We start from the raw sequence: 18,488 nt of genomic DNA, 5'->3' as shown, positions 1-18,488 counted from the left end.
AGGTTGGCACCCACAAGAGCGGTAGCGCCGGGCCATGCCCGGCGGCGCCCTCACCGTCCCAGACGCTGGTCCCGAGCCTTCTGGTCGGTCATCGCCTTGTCCAGCTCGGCCTGCAGCGCTGGCTGCTGCACGGAGGCATCCAGCACGTACACCTTCACGCCATGCGCGGGCACTTCGGCCTTCAGGGAGGCATCCACCTGCAACGAACCGCCGTCCAGCGCATCACGCCAGCGGCCTGCCTGGACGTAACGCGCCACGGTGAAGCTCCTGGCCTTGTCGCCCTTGTTCAACAGCACCAATGCGGTCTGTGCCACATCCCCCTGCTGCAGCACACGGAAGAACACCGCCTCATTGCCACGCAGGCGCTCGTTCACCTGCAGGCCGCGCTGCAGCGCCGGGGTGGCCTGGCGCAGCTGGGCGATGCGCCGCAGGGGCGCGAAGATCGGGCTCTGCGGTGCGGCATCCACCCGCGCCTGGCCGAAGTAGGCACGGTTGCCGGCATGCTCGGCACGGCCCCGCATGAAGCCGGTTTCCGAGCCGTAGTAGACCACCGGGATACCACGGGCGGTGAACAGCCAGTTGTGTGCGTCGATGAAACCGTTGTCGCTGGCCTGCAGGCGTGGCATGTCGTGGTTGTCGTAGAAGCTCATCAGCTCGTACGGATTGGCATAGGGGCCGCCGGTCAGGTGCAGCGGCTCGGCCAGCGTCTCGAAGCCCTTGCCGGCGGTACCGAAGGTCTGTTCCAGCGCGCCACGCAGCGGGAAGTCGAGCACGCTCACGTTGGCGTTGCCCGGCCAGGTGTGCTCGGCAATCCTGCTGGCGTCGTAATCGAAGGCCTCGCCGAACATGAACATGTTCGGATGCTCGGCACGGATGCGGTTCACGAACTCGTGCCACCACGGGTGCGGCAGCCAGCCGATGGTATCGATGCGCAGTGCGTCCACGCCCTGCGCGGTCCACTGCAGGTACGCGCCGACGAGGTAGTCCATCACCGCCGGGTTGTTCTGGTTGAAGTCGGACAGCTCGGCCAGGTTGCCATCGAAGATCGAGCCTTCCTTGCTGTCGACCGGGCCGATGGTGTTGTAGAACGCGTGCAGCGGGTTGTGCTTTGGATCCAGCTTCTGCGGGGGCAGGTTCTGGTGGTCGGCGATCAGCTTTCCCTCCTTGTCGAAGATCTGGCCGAACTGCGGCTGCCGCGTCGGCATGGTCCAGGCCGGCGAACCGTGGTTGCCGACGATGTCCAGCACCACCTTCAGGCCGGCACCGTGCAGGCCCTTGGTCAGTCCGGCAAAGTCCAGGTCCCTGCTGGGCAGGTGCTCATCGAGTTTGTAGAAGTTGATGCCCCAGTAACCGTGGTAGCCGGTCTTGCCGCGGTCGGTCAGCGTGCTGGTGCAGCTGATCGGCTTGCTGCCGGTGAACGCCTCATCCGGATTGTCGACGATCGGCGTGATCCACACCGCACCGAAGCCGAGCTGACGGATGTAGTCGGCGTTGTCGAGCACGCCCCTGAAGTCGCCGCCGAGGTAGCCGATGTTGCCGTCCACCTTGTCCGGGCAGGGCACTGGAATGTCGAACGTGCGGTGGCTGCCCCCCTGATCGCGATGATCGTTGGAAGGATCACCGTTGACGAAACGATCGGTCACCACGAAGTACACGGCATCGCTGGCGAACGGTTCGAGCGTGCCCACGTAGTCCGGGCGCGATGCGGCCTGTACCGCCGTGGCGAGCAGGGCCAGCGACAGCCCCAGCGACATTCTGGAATACACATGCATCACGCACTCTCCTGATGGGCCGGCACGCGAAGCACGCACAGCCCGGCAATGAACAGACTCACTCCACCCAGCACCAGCACGTGCAGGGGATTTCCGCCCAGCCACTCGCGCAGTGCGAAACCCAGCGCGCTGGCGGCGACCAGTTGCGGAATGACGATGAAGAAATTGAACAGGCCCATGTAGATGCCCATCTTCGCCGCCGGCACGCTGTCGGACAGCAGGGCGTACGGCAGCGACAGGATCGAGGCCCAGGCGAAGCCGACGCCGACCATGGACAGCAGCAGCCAGGTGGGATCCTTGATGAACATCAGCGAGATCAGGCCCAGCCCGCCGAGCCAGAGGTTCACCAGGTGGCTCCAGCGCAGGCCGATGGCGCGCACCATTGGCGGGATCAGCAAGGCGGCCAGTGCGGCGAAGCCGTTGTACGCGCCGAACAGCACACCGACCCAGTTGGCACCCTCGTTGTACGCCGCCGACTGCGGGTCGGTGGAGCCGAAATGCGTGCCGGCCACCGCTGCGGTGGTGTAGATCCACATCGCGAACAACGCAAACCACGAGAAGAACTGCACCCAGGCCAACCGCCGCATGGTCACCGGCATCGCCCGCAGATCACCCACGATCGCCGCCAGCATGTGTGCCTGCGGCAGCGTACGGGCCAGCGCAAGAAGCACACCATAGCCCGCGCAGAGACCCGCCAGCACGTAGAGCATTCTGTCGCCCTGGCGCGCGGCGATCACAGCGGCCAGCAGCACACCCGCACCCAGCCACAGCGCAACCTGCGCCCACGGCGCGGGGCCGCTCACAGCGGCGGCGGCATGGTGCGCCGGTGGCTCGGCGTCATCGAACGCCGCCAGTTCTGCCGGTGAGTACTCGCGGGTACTGACCACGGTCCAGGTGATCGCCGCCAGCAGCACTGCCGCACCGAAATAGAACGCGTAGCGCACCGTATCCGGCACCTCGCCGGCAGCGGCGGTGTTGGCCACGCCGAAGTGGGCCAGGATGAACGGCAGGAAGCTGGCGACGATGGCACCGACACCGATGAAGAAGCTCTGCATCGCGTAACCGGCCGGTCGCTGGCGCGGTGCCAGCTGGTCGCCCACGAAGGCCCGGAACGGTTCCATCGATACGTTGATCGAAGCATCCAGCACCCACAACGTGCCCGCCGCGATCCACAAGGCAGGTGAGTTGGGCATCACCAGCAGGGCCAGCGTTGTCAGCACCGCACCGATCATGAAGAACGGGCGACGCCGGCCCCAGCGCGTCCACGTGCGGTCGGAGAGATAACCGATCACCGGTTGCACCAGCAGGCCGGTCAACGGTGCGGCGATCCACAGCCCGGGCACCGACTCCATGTCCGCGCCAAGCGTCTCGAAGATGCGGCTGGCATTGGCGTTCTGCAGGGCAAAACCGAACTGGATGCCGAGGAAGCCGAAACACATGTTCCAGATCTGCCAGAACGACAGCTGCGGTTTGGCAGGGCGGTTCATCGTGCGTCCTCCGCCGTGGCGACCGGAGCCAGCGTCAGCGCCTTCACCTGCGCCTGGTTGAGCACGCCTTCGCGCCCGCCCTTTCCGCCGGTGTAGTGCGCGAAATGCTGCAGCGCGCTCATGTTGAAGCCTTCTTCAAGCGCGACCGTGCACGGCCCCTTTGGCACAGCGAACGTTGCCGAGGTCGAGTCCTGCACGGCCACGCTGTGCGGCATCGCAACCGTATGCCGCTGCAATGGCTGGCCCGGGCACTGCAGCACCAGTTGCTTGACCGCAGCCGTGACGCCGGTGTTGATCGGCCCGTTCGGGTTGCGGTACTGCAGGCGCAGGCGCACCTGCCCGGCCTTGGCCGAGGTGAACTGCCAGCGTTGCTCGCCCTTCAGCACCTGCTGCGGACCGACGCAGAGCATCGGGCTGTGCAGCGATTCCAACGTGCCTTCGCGCCGGGTCAGGCTGAGGCAATGCTGTAGGCCATCGTCGCTGATGCGCGCCACGCCCTTGCTGTCGGTCACCGCCTTGCCGTCCTTCCACAGCACCTGATCGGCTGCCACCGGAACGTTCCAGCCCGCGCCCTTGCGCAGGGCCTGCGGCGTAACCGGCGTGGCCGGCGCACGCATGTTGGCATCCGCAGTCGTGGCAGCGAAACCGGTTGCTGCCGGGGCGGCGACCAGCTGCACCGTCGTGGTGCTGCCACGCGTGGTGGTTCTGCCGGCCACCAGCAGGCCATCGCCCACGTTCTGCGGGCGCTCCAGCACATAGCGCTTGCCGTTGGCTTCCAACGTGATACGGGGATGTGTGCCGAACAGTTCCGGCACCAGCGCGGCCGGCAGCTTGGGCTGCACGCGGCCATCGTCCTGCACGCCGAACACGCCTTCGGTGACCATGGCCAGATAGCCGGCCACCGACCACAGCTGGCGCTCTGAATTGACCACCGGCCCGCTCAGCGCGCCTTCGTCCACATGCACGGCCTGGCTGACCAGCTCGTAGTTTTCCATGTTGGAACCAGCCAGTGCCGCCCCCTGCATCAGCGAGCGGATCTCGGCGGCGATGCGCGGCGCGTCGTCCAGCTGTCGCGCAGCACGCAGCGAATACGCACTGACGAACGGCCAGATCGCACGGTTGTGGTAGATCGGCTGCTGGGCTTCCTGTGGCCACACCACCGGGCTGCCGGCCGGCCCCATCGGGTAGTTCGCCAGCGCGCGGCGCGCCCGCGCCTCGGGCAGCACGTCGGCCAGGATGCCCAGCGACAGGCCCAGCAGGTCGACCTTGGCGTAGGGCACCGGATGCGCCGCCTCACCGATGTAGCTCATGTACTGGCCCATGTCGTCGCGCCAGAAGCGCGCATCGACCCGTACCGCCAGTTCATCGGCCCACGCCTTGTACTGCGCACGGCGATCATCGCCCCGCTGCGCGGCCATCTGCTCTGCCAGCCGCAGTGCCTGGTAGTGCAGGACGTTGGTGGACAGCGCGTAGGAATCACCGATGAAGCGCACGTTCTCCCGGGTCCAGTCCGGATACGTCTGTTCACGCCAGTCGAGGAACGAGGTTTCGCCGCGATAGAGGCCCATCTGTGGGTCGAACACCATCGCCCGGTCCTGCGCCAGCGTGCCCTGCAGCGCCTGCCAGACCTGTTCGGCAAAAGCAGGATCATCCAGCAGGTGGCGTGCGGCCAGGAACCACACCACACGGTCGCTGCTGATCGGCCAGCTGCCGCCGGAGCCGGTATCCTGCGCGACGAACAGGCCGGGCGTGCGCCCATCGCGGGCAGCCGACAACTTGAACTGCAGCGACTGACGGGTGCGCTGCGGATCCAGCCGCGCCAACGCCAGGTCGGCGGCGAAGCTGACATCGCGGGTCCACACGTAGGGCCAGCGGGCGCCGGTCTGGAAGCAGTCGCATGGCACCGGCCGCCCTTCGTCAAAGGCGGGGTCGCGGATCGCATCGACCCGGTCCTGCGCCATCTCCTGCTGGGCCAGCGCGAACAGCGCGTCGAACATCACGCTTCCGGTCTGGCTGCGCATCGGCGCGGCGGCAATCGGCACAGCGCCGTTCGGCGTGTGCAGCACGAAGCTGCCCTTGGCAGCCGCTTCGGCACGCGCATGGCGGCCGTCGAATTCCAGGTCGGCCGCATGCGCGGTCGTCCCCAGCGCTGCCCCCAGGGCAGCGGTCAGGCAAATGATCTTCAGCATCGAAGCGGCAGACCGGCTTGCGCCCGTCGACCTCCCTCCCTCTCTGCACCGTTTATAGGTCCGCGCAGCCGTGACCGGCGCGCGGGCGCGGCGCCTCCCTCAAGGTGCCTTGGGCCCATGGTAGACGCGGGGCTGTCGCCTGCGTCCAGCTGCATACGTATTCATGCACCGACGCGGCAGTACGCCCGCCGGGCTGGCTTATGGTCCGGGTCTGCCAACGGCGCCTTGGGAGGGGAAATGCCGATGTCATCCAGTGTTGTACGTGCGGTGTTCGCGCGAATCATGGGCGTTGCGCTGCTGGGCCTGGCCGCGCTGGCGCAGGCCGCCCCGCAGATCACCAGCGTCCAATCGCCCGGCGGCGTGCTCAAGGTCAGCCTGGTGCTGGACGGCGGCACCGCCCGCTACCGGGTGGAGCGCTTCGGTGAAGCCGTGGTGGAGGATTCCAGGCTTGGCTTCGAACTGCGCGATGGCCGCCTGGACCGGGACTTCATCCTGCTCGGGCAGCAACGACGCAGCGTCGATGAGACGTGGGAACAGCCGTGGGGGGAACGCCGCCTCACCCGCAACCACTTCAACGAGCTGACCGTGCAGCTGGCCGAAACCACCGGCAGCAAGCGCCGGCTGGATGTGGTGTTCCGCGTCTACGACGACGGCCTGGGCTTCCGCTATGTGTTCCCTGAGCAACCGAACCTGCGCGAAGCGATCATCGATGACGAGCTGACCGAATTCGCCATCGCGGCAGACTCCACAGCATGGTGGATCCCCGCCGGCGAACCGATCCACTACGAGTATCTCTACCAGCGCACGCCGCTGCGCGAGATCCCGCTGGTGCACACGCCGATGACGCTGCGCAGCCGCGATGGCCTGCACGTTGCGATCCATGAGGCTGCGCTGGTGGACTACGCCGGCATGTGGCTGCGCCGTACCGACGGCCAGCGCCTGCGCGCGCAGCTCTCGCCCTCGGCCGAAGGGTGGAAGGTGCGCCGTGCCCTGCCCTTCGTCACGCCCTGGCGCACGCTGCAGATCGCCGACCGCGCCGGCGGCCTGGTCGAGTCCGACCTGATCCTCAATCTCAACGAGCCCAATGCACTGGGCGATGTGAGCTGGGTGAAGCCGGCCAAGTACCTGGGCGTGTGGTGGTCGATGCACCTGGACAACGAAAGCTGGGCGACCGGACCGAAGCATGCGGCGACCACCGCCAAGACCAGGAGGGTGATCGATTTCGCCGCCGCGCACGGCTTCCGTGGCGTCCTGGTGGAGGGCTGGAATCCCGGCTGGGACGGCATGTGGGTGGGCAATGGCTACGACTTCGACTTCACTCGCGCCACGCCCGATTTCGACATTGAAGCGCTTTCGGCATATGGACTGAAGAAGGGCGTGCACCTGATCGGCCACCATGAAACCGGCTGTGCCATCGAACACTATGAGGCGCAGCTCGACGCCGCGCTGGACCTGTATGCGCGGCTGGGCGTGGACCAGTTCAAGACCGGCTACGTCTGCGACGACGGCCAGGTCGACCGTCGCAACCCGTCGGGTGGCCCGCTGTGGCGAGAGTGGCACGACGGCCAGTTCATGGCGCGCCACCACCTGCATGTCGTGCAGGAAGCCGCGCGCCGGCACCTGTCGGTGAATCCGCACGAGCCGATCAAGGACACCGGCCTGCGCCGCACCTATCCCAACTGGATCTCCCGCGAAGGCGCGCGCGGCATGGAGTACAACGCCTGGGGCCAGCCGCCGAACCCGCCCGAACACGAAGTCAATCTGGTGTTCACCCGGATGCTGGCCGGACCGATGGATTACACCCCCGGCATCCTCAGCCTGAAGGGCCGCCACGGCCAAGCCATCCCCAGTACCCTGGCCCGTCAGCTGGCGCTGTACGTGGTGCTGTACAGCCCGATCCAGATGGCCGCCGATCTGCCCGAACACTACCTGCAGCATCGGGAGGCGTTCCGCTTCATCGAAGACGTGGCGGTGGACTGGGAGCAGAGCCGCGTGCTCGACGGTGAAGTGGGCGACTACGTGACGATCGTGCGCCGCGACCGCAACAGCCGTGACTGGTTCCTGGGCAGCATCACCGACGAGCATGGCCGCGTGCTGCCGGTGTCGCTGGGCTTCCTGGAGCCGGGCGTGCGCTACCGCGCGGAAATCTATCGCGATGGCGACGGTGCGGACTACCGCAGCAATCCGTTCGCGTTCACGCGGCAGACGCGTGAAGTGACCAGCGCCGATGCACTGAACCTGATGCTGGCGCCGGGCGGCGGGCAGGCCATTCGGTTCACGCCATTGGAGTGATGAATGCCCCCGCGTGACGTTCGCCGGGCATGGCCCGGCGCTACCGTGGCGGGGATCTGAAAGCGATTACAACCCTGCAAACGTCATTGAATACGTATGCAGGGTGATTCCCGCGGAGAACCCGCTGCCTACCATAGCGGCGACGACAGCGGCCACCGCGTCGCACGTTCACGGCGTTGCCGGAACGACCTCGAAATGAACAACAACATTGCCTGGGAGGGGAAAATGTTGAACCACAAGCGCAGCGCGCTGAGCATCGCGCTGGCCGTTGTCCTGGCGCCGTCACTGGCGGCGGCACAGACCACGCAGAGCACCACCACGCCGGCCGGCACCGCCGCCACCAACCTGGATACGGTGCAGGTCACCGGTATCCGCCGCGGCATCGAGAACGCGATCGCGATCAAGCAGGACGCCACCTCGGTGGTGGAAGCGATCTCCGCCGAGGACATCGGCAAGCTGCCCGACGTCAGCATTGCCGAATCCATCTCGCGCCTGCCCGGTCTGGCCGCGCAGCGCGTCGCCGGGCGTGCACAGGTGATCAGCGTGCGCGGCCTGTCCCCGGACTTCGCCACCACCCTGCTCAACGGCCGTGAGGTCGTCAGCACCGGCGACAACCGTGGCGTCGAGTTCGACCAGTATCCATCCGAGCTGGTCAACGGCGTGACGGTGTACAAGACGCCCGATGCGGCACTGGTCGGCCAGGGCCTGTCGGGCACCATCGACATGCAGACCGCCCGTCCGCTCAGCTTCCCCGACCGGGTGATCGCCGTCAGCGGGCGCCTGCAGAAGAGCTCGCTCGGCGATGCGGCCAACGTCGATGAGTTCGGCAACCGCTTCAGCGCCAGCTACATCGACCAGTTCTTCGACAAGACCCTGGGCATCGCCATCGGTTACGCGCACAGCGACAACCCGATCCAGGAAAACCAGGTCGGCCTGTACGAGCCGTGGACCACCCAGTACACCACGGACGGAAAACGTCCCGGCGTTGCTGCAGGCACCTATTTCTCCGACGGCATCAAGGCGCTGCGCCGTACCGGCAACAACAAGCGCGATGGCGTGATGGCCACGATCCAGTTCCGGCCCAACAACAGCTGGAGCAGCACCTTCGATGCGTTCCACACCGAAGCCGAGCAGATCGACACCGCCAACCAGTTCGAACTGAACCTCAGCAACTACAACGGCAATTACCTGCCGGGCCTGCTGATCAGCAATCCGCAGATCAACGCCGATGGCACCTTCACCGGCGGTACCGCCAGCGGCGTGTACCCGCTGGTGCGCGGCATGTACAACAAGCGCAAGGACAAGATCGACGCGTTCGGCTGGAACAACGAATTCAACTTCGGCAGCGTCAAGCTGGTCGCCGACCTGAACTACTCCAAGGCCACGCGTGACGAGCTGAACCTGGAGAACAATCTGCAGCTCACGCCCATGCCGCAGCTGGATACGGTCGGCGTGCAGATCCGCCAGAACGGCTTCTCGCAGATCAGCCCGGGGATGAACTACTCCAATCCCGATGCCCTGTTCCTGACCAACACCATCTATGGGTCCGGCTACGGCAAGGTGCCGAAGGTGGAAGATCGCCTGAAGGGCGGCAAGCTGGCGGCGACCATCGCCCTGCCCGAAGCGATGGCGTCGTGGGCACCGGACCTGGACATCGGCGTGAACTATGCCGATCGCCGCAAGGTCAAGACCCAGTCCGAGGGCAACATCCTGCTCGGTGCCCAGGGCGATGCCAACATCGCGGCGGACCTGCAGTACGACCCGGTGAACCTGGGCTTTGCCGGCCTCGGTACCATCCCGGCCTGGAACGTGCCGGCGGCGGTCGCCCGCTACATGACCTTCGATCCGGTCGACAACCTGGACTACCTGATTCCCAAGTCGTGGACGGTGCAGGAGAAGATCACCACCGCCTGGGCGCGCCTGAACATCAACACCGACATCGGCGTGGTCGGCGTGCGCGGCAACATCGGCGTGCAGATGCAGCGCACCGATCAGAGTTCGGACTCCCGCTACTGGGACGCGTCGCAGCCCGCCGGCAGCAACGTGCAGCCCTACTCCGACGGCCGCAAGTACAACGACTGGCTGCCGAGCCTGAATCTGGCCTTCATGTTCCCGCACGAACAGACCCTGCGCTTCGCGGCAGCCAAGCAGGTCGCGCGCCCACGCGTGGACCAGATGCGCGCCGGCCTGGAGTTCGGCGTGGATACCTCCACCGGCCGCCCCGGCGGCAGCGGCGGCAATCCGCGGCTGGACCCGTGGCGCGCCACCGCGCTGGATCTGTCCTATGAGAAGTACTTCGGCGAGAAGGCCTACGTCGCTGCGGCGATCTTCTACAAGGACCTGAAGAGCTACGTCTACACGCAGTCGGTGGACAACTACGACTTCAGCGGGCTGCTCGGCAACTACGTGCCGCCGCCGGGCATGGTGGTGCCCGTGCTGCCGAACGGCACCTTCTCCACGCCGGTGAACGGTGAGGGCGGTACCCTGCGCGGCCTCGAGCTGACCGGTTCGTTCCCGCTGGAGATGCTCACCGACAGCCTGCGCGGCTTCGGCGTGCAGGCCAGTGCCACCTTCAACGACAGCGACATCAAGATCCTCGACCCGGAAAGCGCCTCCAGCGTGGGTACCGATCCCATCAGCCTGCCGGGCCTGTCCAAGCGTGTGTACAACTTCACCGCGTACTTCGAGCGCAATGGTTTCGAGGCCCGCGTGAGCCAGCGCCGTCGTTCGGACTTCATCGGTGAAATCGGCAACTTCAACGGCAACCGCACCCTGCGTTATGTGGTGGGCGAGAACGTGACCGATGCGCAGATCAGCTACACCTTCAGCGACAGCAGCGCCCTGCGCGGGCTGACCCTGCTGCTGCAGGGAAGCAACCTGACCAACGAGCCGTACCGCACCTACGCCGGCACCAAGGATCGCCCGCTGGAATACATCGAGTGGGGCCGCACCTACGTGCTGGGTGTGAACTACAAGTTCTGACCCTCACCGGGTCGGCAACCGCTCCATCGGTAGCGCCGGGCCATGCCCGGCAATCACCCCATCGGTAGCGCCGGGCCATGCCCGGCGGCGAGGACCGCAGGCATGACCGGAAACCCGCTGCGCATCTGCAGCGGGTTTTCTTTTGGGCGGGGTCCGCCAGCCACGGCACGGCCCATAAAAAAGGGACGGGGCGCTTCGGCCCCGTCCCCGCAAGTACCGCCACCGGAGAAATCGATCAGCTGCGTCGTGCGCAGAACACCGCACGCGGCGGCAGCTGGAGTTCGCCACCCTGCACCGTGCCCGCATCCGGGCCCGGCATATCCATCTGCTGCCAACGGCCGGCCGGCAGCGGATGGGTCACCGCCTCGCCCGACAGGTTGAAGGCCAGCAGGAGGGTTTCATCTGCAAGCATACGCTCGAACAGCAGCACTGGCTCACTGCTGTCAAGGAACCGGATGCTGCCATGCTGCAGGACGGGCTGATGGCGACGCCAGCCCAGGAATGCCCGGAAGGCCGCCAGCACCGACTGCGGGTCAGCGTCCTGCACCGCGACGGCCGCTGCCCGGTGCCCGGCCGGAATCGGCAACCACGGCTGGCCGGTAGTGAAACCGGCCAGTGGCGCATCCGTCCACGGCATCGGAGTGCGGCAGCCATCGCGGCCCTTGAAGTTCGGCCAGAAGGTGATGCCGTAGGGATCCTGCAGCGCCTCGAACGGCACCTCGGCCTCGGCCAGGCCCAGTTCCTCGCCCTGGTACAGGCAGACCGAGCCGCGCAGGCAACTCAGCAGCGCCACCAGCATGCGCGCCAGGCGCGGATCGGCCGGATGGCCGCCCCAGCGGGTGACCGCGCGCTCCACATCGTGGTTGGACACCGCCCAGCACGGCCAGCCTTCAGTCATCGCGGCTTCCAGGCGCGAGACAGTCTCGCGGATGTAGGCCGCGCTGTAGTCGTCCACCAGCAGTTCAAAGCTGTAACCCATGTGCAGGCGGCCATCGCGGGTGTACTCGGCGGTGGTGGCCAGCGAATCCTCCGAGGAGATCTCGCCCAGGCTGACCGCACCGGGGTACTGGTCGAGCAGCGCGCGCAGCCGCTCCAGGAACGGCAGGTTCTCCGGCTGCGTGTTGTTGAAGTAGTGGTACTGGTACGCGTACGGGTTGTCCGGGCTGAAGCCGCGGCCAACGCGCTTGTCAGCGGGCTTGGCCGGGTTGTCGCGCAGCTGCGCGTCATGGAAGCAGAAGTTGATCGCATCCAGGCGGAAGCCATCCACGCCACGGTCCAGCCAGAATCGCACGTTGTCCAGCGTGGCCTGCTGCACCTGCGGGTTGTGGAAGTTCAGGTCCGGCTGGTCGACCAGGAAATTGTGCAGATAGTACTGTTCGCGGCGCGGTTCCCACTGCCAGGCGCAGCCGCCGAACAGCGACAGCCAGTTGTTGGGCGGCGTGCCGTCCTCACGCGGGTCGGCCCAGACGTACCAGTCGGCCTTCGGATTGCTGCGATCCTGGCGGCTCTCGCGGAACCACGCGTGCTCGATCGAGGTATGGCTGAGGACCTGGTCGATCATCACCTTCAGCCCCAGGCCGTGGGCCTTGGCCAGCAGGCGGTCGAAGTCCTCCAGGCTGCCGAACAGCGGGTCGACGTCGCGGTAATCGGCAATGTCATAGCCGAAGTCGGCCATCGGCGACTTGAAGAACGGCGAGATCCAGATGGCATCCACACCCAGCGTGGCGATGTGGTCCAGGCGCTGGATGATCCCTGGCAGGTCACCGACCCCGTCGCCGTTGGCGTCGAGGAAACTGCGCGGATAGATCTGGTAGATGACGGCTCCGCGCCACCATGGATAGTGCGACATCGACAGCCCCCCTCCGGGCATGCGGGACCCGCCGGAAGCGGGCCGAAAACCAAGTCCCGCAAGCTTAGCGGTGCCTCCGCGGGGATGGCGCCACCTGCATACGTATTCACGCCAGGCAGTCACGGACGGCCGGGGCGATCAGGCCCGCAGGCCGGTTTGCGCCCGAATTCACGGGCAGCGCCTATAATCATCGACGAGCCTGAAAGCCTGATCGCATGACCATCACCGAAGACACCCGCCCCGCCCTGGGCCTGCCCCAGATCCAGTCGCTTGCTGCGGCCGACATGGCCGCCGTCGACGCCCTGATCCGGCGCCGGCTGTCCTCGGACGTCGTGCTGATCAACCAGATCGCGGACCACATCATTTCCGCCGGCGGCAAGCGCCTGCGGCCGATGCTGGTGATGCTGGCCGGTCATGCGGTCGGCCATGCCGGCCCCGAGCACCACCAGCTGGCGGCGATCATCGAGTTCATCCACACCTCAACCCTGCTGCACGATGACGTAGTGGACGAATCCAGCCTGCGGCGCGGCCGCAGCACCGCCAATGCCCTGTGGGGCAACGCACCGAGCGTGCTGGTTGGCGACTTCCTGTACTCGCGCAGTTTCCAGCTGATGGTCGAGCTGGACCGCATGCCGGTGATGCAGATCCTGGCCGACACCACCAATCGCATCGCCGAAGGCGAAGTGCTGCAGCTGCTGCACGTGCATAACCCGGACACCGACGAAGCGGCCTACCTGCGCGTGATCGAGCGCAAGACCGCCGTGCTGTTCGCTGCCGGCACCCGCCTGGGCGCCCTGGCCAGCGGCGTGGACGAAGCCACCCAGCAGGCGCTGTACGACTACGGCATGCATCTGGGCTACGCCTTCCAGATCGCCGATGACGTGCTGGATTACTCGGCCAACGCCGAGGAGCTGGGCAAGAATCTGGGCGACGACCTCGCCGAAGGCAAGGCAACGCTGCCGCTGATCCATGCCATGGCCCACTCCGACGACGCCACCCGCGAGCGCCTGCGCACCATCGTGCAGGAAGGCGATGCGTCGGCAATGCCGGAAGTGCTGGCCGCGATCCACGCCACCGGCGGCCTGGACTACAGTCGTCGCCGGGCCGAGGAATACGCAGAGCGCGCCGAGCGTGCGCTCGACGGGCTGGGCGACAATGATGCCGTCGCCGCTCTGCGTGGACTGGCCCGCTACGCGGTGCAGCGCACGCATTGACCGCGCTCGCCGGGCATGGCCCGGCGCTACCGGATGCCGCTTCGCTCGCCGGGCGTGGCCCGGTGCTACCGGGTGCCGCTTCGCTCGCCGGGCATGGCCCGGCGCTACCGGGTGCCGCGTCGCTCGCCGGGCGTGGCCCGGCGCTGCCGGGTGCCACTGCGCTCGCCGGGCATGGCCCGGCGCTACCGGATGCCGCGTCGCTCGCCGGGCGTGGCCCGGTGCTACCGGGTGCCGCTGCGCCCTGCGTGAGCGGTGTGCTGTGGTAGCGCCGGGCCATGCCCGGCGAACCCGGTGCCTCAGCGCTTCTCGAAGCGCTCCTCGAAGAACTCATCCAGTGCCTTCCACGCGCGCTTCGCCGCCCGTTCGTTGTACTGGCACCCCGGCGGATTGTTGGCATCACGCTCGGCAAAGCAATGCACGGCGCCGCTGTAGTTGGTGAATTCCCAGTCGACCTTGGCGGCATTCATCTCGTTCTGGAAGCTGGCGATGTCGGCCGCAGTCACGCTCCTGTCATCGGCACCATTGAGTACCAGCACCGAGGGATGCGCTCCACCGGCCTGCGCCGGCAGCGGCGAGCCCAGCCCACCATGCAGGCTGACCACGCCGGCCAGCGGCGCGCCCGCGCGGGCCAGCTCCAGAACGGTGGTACCGCCGAAGCAGAAGCCGACCGCACCGATGCGGCTGGCATCCAGCGGCACCTTGCCGGCCTGTGCCTTGAGCACATTCACCGCCTCCAGCGCACGCGCCCGCAGCAGCGGCCGGTCGTTGCGCAACGCGGTGGCGACCGGCCCTGCCTCGGCATCGGTCTTCGGCCGCACACCCTTGCCATAGACATCGGCCACCAGCACCACGTAATCATCGCCGGCCAGCTGCTTGGCCTTCTCGACCGCCGATTCGTTCACACCCTTCCAGTTCGGCACCATCACCAGTCCGGGGCGCTTGTCACTGTCCCCGTCGTCATAGACCAGCACCCCGCTGAAGGTCGTGCCCTGGTGCGTCCACTCCACCGGCTGGGTCTTCATCGCCGCCCACGCCGGCAGCGCCGCCAGACCCAGGACCATCGCCACACCGCAACGCCATGCATTCATGCGCCTGCTCCAGAGAAAAGGAAACAGAGGGGTCGCCTGATGTCCCCCTCCCGTCCGCATTCTGCATTGGCGGCGTGACGCAGGTGTGGTTGGATACGCCCTGATTCCGCCCAGCCCCTGTTTGCGAATGAACCTTGTCGATCAATTCCTGTCCGGCCTGATGCCGCGCCTGCCCGTCGACGATGCTGCGCAATGGGCGCATGTCCAGGGCGCCAGCGCCGGAGACCTGCAACGCCTGCGTGCGCAGTGGCCGCAGGTACCTGACAGTCTGGTTGCGCTGCTGTCGCGCGTGGATGGCACGCATTTCCGCCGGTATCCCGAGGGCGAGGTCTGCGTGCTGATGCTCGGCTCGGACGTGGAAGGCGGCGGATACCCCTACTACCTGCGCTCGGTCGCACAGATCTTCGAGGATCAGCGGCACTGGGACGACAGCATCCGCTCGATCTACGAAGAATGGCTGGACGACGAACCGGAGATTCTCGGCGACGGCATCGATGCCGACGTACCGATGAGCCGCCGCCTGTGCTTCTCGCACTGCATGAACAACGGCGGCACCTCGATGCTGTACCTGGATTTCGACCCGGCACCGGGTGGCTCCGTCGGCCAGGTGGTGCGCTACCTGCATGATCCGGACAGCTATGCGGTCATCGCGCCCGGCTTCGATGCGTATCTGCAGCAGTTGATTGACGGCGACTACGCGTTCATCGAGGAAGCGTAGATCCACGCCTGCGTGGATGAATTTGCCGGTGGGTTGCCGGCCGGGATCCCGCCGGGGTCAGAGCCCTTTCCTGCGGAAAGGGATCCGCCCCCCTCAGGCGATGCCCAGGCCCGGAATCCCGCTGATGCTGTCCGGATCGAATCCGGCCAGCTCGGCGAAGTGACGTCCGCGCGCAACGTAATCGCGGTAGGCCCCAAAACTTGGTGCGCCCGGCGACAACAGCACCACCCCGCCCTGCTCGCCCAGCGCAGCGCGTGCCAGCGCCATGGCGTCCGGCAGGTCGACGGCCGCATGCAGCCCGAATCGACCTGCATCGGCCAGCGGCTGCAGCATCGCGTGGATGCGCGGGCCGTTGCTGCCCATGGTCACGATCTCCACCGGCGGCACATCGTGCGCCATGTGCTGCATGAAATCGGTCCAGTCCAGGCCGCGGTCATGCCCGCCCACCAGCAGCGCGATGCGCTGGCCGCTGAAGCACTCCAGTGCCGCCAGACTGGCGTGGGGCGTGGTGCTGATCGAATCGTTGATGTAGGTCAGCCCATCGGCCACGCCGATGCGCTGCAGCCGGTTGGGCAGCGGACGGAAATCCTGCACGGCCGGCGCCAGCGCCGCCGCGTCCAGGCCCAGCGCTTCCAGCGCGGCCAGCACCGCACACAGGTTGCCGCGGTTGTGGCGGCCCGGCAGCGGCGTATTGCGTGTATCGAACACCGCCTGTTCGCCACGATGCACGATGTCGCCACGCATGTGCCAACCCTGCGGCTGGTTGTACCAGACCACCTGGCTGTGCGGCAGCGTCAGTTCCGCCAGATGCGGATCGGCGGCATTGAGCACGGCGATGCACGGAGCGGCATCGGTGACCAGCTGCAGCTTGTCCTCGATATAGCGCTGTTCGCTGCCATGCCAGTCCAGATGTTCGGGGAACAGGTTCAGCACGACCGCCACCTGCGGTCGCGCGCCACTGCGCGCCACTTCGCCGGTCTGGTAGCTGGACAGTTCCACCGCCCAATACTCAGGCGCCGGCTGCGGGTCCAGCACTTCCAGCAGCGGCAGGCCGATGTTGCCGACCAGGCCGGTGCGATGACCGGCCGCACGCAGCAGGTGCGCGACCAGCGCGCTGGTGGTGCTTTTGCCCTTGGTACCGGTCACGCACACGGTGTCATGGACGATGCCGTCGTCAGCGGCATGCTCGGCGAACCAGAGCGCGGTGCCCCCGATGAAACGCGTGCCCCGTGCCGCCGCGGCCACCGCGATCGGCTGGTAGGGACTGATGCCGGGTGACTTGATCACCACGTCGAACGCGGCCAGCGCCTCGGCCGAAGGCTCGCCACGCACCTCCAGTGACCCCTGCGTTTCCGCGCGCGCCGCTTCGGCTTCGGCGGCCGGACAGAACAGGCTCAGCGGCAACGTCGGCAGGCGTGCACGCAGCACCGCGAATGCGGCACGGCCCTCACGCCCCCAGCCCCACAGCGCGACGCGCTTTCCTTCAAGCTGAGAAATCTTCACGCACCCGTTCCCACAGCGCAGCCGGAATGCGGTGCTCGCCCTGCAGCTGCAGCATCGGCGCCAGCTCCAGTTCGGCCGCGTCGAGCTGCGGCTGGATCTCGTTGCAGAAGCGCTTCACCAGCGCATCTTCCTTCCACTCCGGTCGCTGCGCCAGGGTCGCCATCGCTGCACGCGATTCACGACCTTCGCCCACGCACTCGAACGGCTTGTGATCCTGGAACTCCAGCAGCGCGTCGAAGCCACCGGCCTGCTCGACATCGTCCAGCAGATTGCGACCGAAGATGCGCACGAGGCGGGTCTTGGGCATGAACGGGGCCAGCGCCAGAAACACGAAATGGCACTTCGGGCAGACGCCACACCAACGGTTCACCGGGCGCTCGCCGAGGATATGGAAGTTGCGGTTGCAGCTGGAGAAATGCGCGTCGTAGAAGTCGCTCTTGGCAAACTGGCGGGCCACCGCCAGTTCCGACATCGGCCGCAGCAGCGAGTAGTACTGCAGGTCTGCGGCCACGTGCGCCTGCACATGGCGGCCGAAGGCCTGCTCGAACGCCCAGCCCTTGGACCACTGGTGGTTCACCTCGCCGGTGCCCGGAATCTGGCTGCCGTAGCTGGCCGAGCGTTCGTTGGAGAACACCACCTGGTCCACGCCCTGCAGCAGGGCTGCCAGCACCATGATCGCCGAGTTCACCGCGGTCACCGGGATATGGCCGTTCCACGCCCCCTGGCGGTTGAGCTCGAACAGCTCCGGCGCCAGCGCGCGGCCCAGGTTCAGCGTCGGCAGGCCGGTGCGTTCGGCGCAGGCACGGATCAGCTGCGAACCGCCGATCCAGGTGACCGTCTCGTCCACGCCCGCCCGTCGCAGCGCTTCGATGCTGACCAGCGAATCCTTGCCGCCACCGATGGCGACCAGCGCATGCGGCTGCAGGCCCACCTCTGGTGCCTGCACCGGCTCGCCCTGCACCGGCAGGCGGAAGCGGCCGCGCAGGTTGAGGCCGTTGCGGTAGGCGAACTCGCCCAGGCCGTTGAGGTAGATCGCTTCCACCAGCGCAGCGGTATCGGCATCGATGGCGTAACTGTCGATGCTGACGATCTCCGGCACGCCGGCCTTGTAGTAGCTGACGCCGGCGATCAGGTGCAGCAGCTGCAGCGCTCGCTGCACGGCGGCGGCACGCGCCGGGTCGAGGACGAACGGGGCGCCGGGAACGGTGATGGTTTCCACCATCTCGGGGCCATCATCGAAGGCATAGACCAGCCGTGCCACGCCGCTGTCCGCGGCAAATTCGCAGCGGACGAAGCGGAAACGGGAGACCTGGTGTTTGTCGAAAGCAGTCATGGTGTATCCGGTCAGGCACGGCCCCGCGCGGTGACGCGGGGCGTGTCGGTGGGCGGGTGCA

At 67.0% G+C, this 18,488-nt stretch carries 12 protein-coding genes; 5 read left to right on the top strand and 7 right to left on the bottom strand.

Annotated features, from left to right (window positions below):
• Positions 1-50 precede the first annotated feature (50 nt).
• The 3 genes from ACZLIF_RS05360 to ACZLIF_RS05350 are packed head-to-tail and all read right to left on the bottom strand — an operon-like array spanning position 51 to position 5,448.
• Positions 51-1,772, bottom strand: a complete 1,722-nt coding sequence (locus ACZLIF_RS05360) for an alpha-amylase family glycosyl hydrolase (protein ID WP_478462394.1) — start codon at positions 1,770-1,772, stop codon at positions 51-53.
• On the bottom strand, positions 1,772-3,259 hold the full coding sequence (locus tag ACZLIF_RS05355; protein ID WP_128989392.1) for an MFS transporter: 1,488 nt from the start codon (positions 3,257-3,259) through the stop codon (positions 1,772-1,774). The genes ACZLIF_RS05360 and ACZLIF_RS05355 overlap by 1 nt, the downstream gene beginning before the upstream one ends.
• Positions 3,256-5,448, bottom strand: a complete 2,193-nt coding sequence (locus ACZLIF_RS05350; RefSeq protein WP_128989394.1) for a glucosidase family protein — start codon at positions 5,446-5,448, stop codon at positions 3,256-3,258. Before ACZLIF_RS05350 ends, ACZLIF_RS05355 begins: the two co-directional genes overlap by 4 nt.
• Positions 5,449-5,685: 237 nt before the next feature.
• Between ACZLIF_RS05350 and ACZLIF_RS05345 the strand changes: the two genes are divergently transcribed.
• Both ACZLIF_RS05345 and ACZLIF_RS05340 read left to right on the top strand, forming a co-directional pair.
• Positions 5,686-7,740, top strand: coding sequence for a glycoside hydrolase family 97 protein (locus ACZLIF_RS05345; RefSeq protein ID WP_128989396.1), 2,055 nt, complete (start codon positions 5,686-5,688; stop codon positions 7,738-7,740).
• A 225-nt stretch (positions 7,741-7,965) separates the two neighbouring features.
• Positions 7,966-10,722: a TonB-dependent receptor gene (locus tag ACZLIF_RS05340; protein WP_128989408.1), complete on the top strand. Its 2,757-nt coding sequence runs from the start codon at positions 7,966-7,968 to the stop codon at positions 10,720-10,722.
• A 235-nt stretch (positions 10,723-10,957) separates the two neighbouring features.
• Here ACZLIF_RS05340 and ACZLIF_RS05335 read toward each other — a convergent pair whose 3' ends face one another.
• Positions 10,958-12,571, bottom strand: a complete 1,614-nt coding sequence (locus ACZLIF_RS05335; RefSeq protein WP_128989398.1) for an alpha-glucosidase family protein — start codon at positions 12,569-12,571, stop codon at positions 10,958-10,960.
• Between the two features lie 215 nt (positions 12,572-12,786).
• Here ACZLIF_RS05335 and ACZLIF_RS05330 point away from each other — a divergent pair, with 215 nt between their 5' ends.
• Both ACZLIF_RS05330 and ACZLIF_RS05325 read left to right on the top strand, forming a co-directional pair.
• Complete coding sequence (locus tag ACZLIF_RS05330; protein ID WP_128989400.1) at positions 12,787-13,785, top strand: polyprenyl synthetase family protein; 999 nt, start codon at positions 12,787-12,789, stop codon at positions 13,783-13,785.
• A gap of 33 nt (positions 13,786-13,818) precedes the next feature.
• Positions 13,819-14,034, top strand: a complete 216-nt coding sequence (locus tag ACZLIF_RS05325) for a hypothetical protein (RefSeq protein ID WP_478462392.1) — start codon at positions 13,819-13,821, stop codon at positions 14,032-14,034.
• Positions 14,035-14,081: 47 nt separating this feature from the next.
• Here the strand turns inward: ACZLIF_RS05325 and ACZLIF_RS05320 are convergent, their stop codons facing one another.
• Positions 14,082-14,873 carry a dienelactone hydrolase family protein gene (locus ACZLIF_RS05320; RefSeq protein ID WP_053516673.1) on the bottom strand — a complete coding sequence of 264 codons (792 nt, stop codon included), beginning with the start codon at positions 14,871-14,873 and terminating at the stop codon, positions 14,082-14,084.
• Positions 14,874-15,000: 127 nt separating this feature from the next.
• Between ACZLIF_RS05320 and ACZLIF_RS05315 the strand changes: the two genes are divergently transcribed.
• Positions 15,001-15,591: an SMI1/KNR4 family protein gene (locus ACZLIF_RS05315; RefSeq protein ID WP_065182405.1), complete on the top strand. Its 591-nt coding sequence runs from the start codon at positions 15,001-15,003 to the stop codon at positions 15,589-15,591.
• 93 nt (positions 15,592-15,684) lie between these two features.
• On the opposite strand, the gene murD is transcribed toward ACZLIF_RS05315, so the two are convergent.
• Positions 15,685-17,094: a UDP-N-acetylmuramoyl-L-alanine--D-glutamate ligase gene (gene murD, locus ACZLIF_RS05310; protein WP_128990372.1), complete on the bottom strand. Its 1,410-nt coding sequence runs from the start codon at positions 17,092-17,094 to the stop codon at positions 15,685-15,687.
• Positions 17,075-18,427, bottom strand: a complete 1,353-nt coding sequence (gene murL / locus ACZLIF_RS05305) for a UDP-N-acetyl-alpha-D-muramoyl-L-alanyl-L-glutamate epimerase (RefSeq protein ID WP_128990369.1) — start codon at positions 18,425-18,427, stop codon at positions 17,075-17,077. The genes murD and murL overlap by 20 nt, the downstream gene beginning before the upstream one ends.
• Positions 18,428-18,488: the final 61 nt, after the last annotated feature.

This window comes from Stenotrophomonas sp. 2201_Sma, assembly GCF_056486685.1.
Note: the sequence above shows the minus strand (reverse complement) of the source record. Positions and strands in the feature narration are given on the sequence as shown.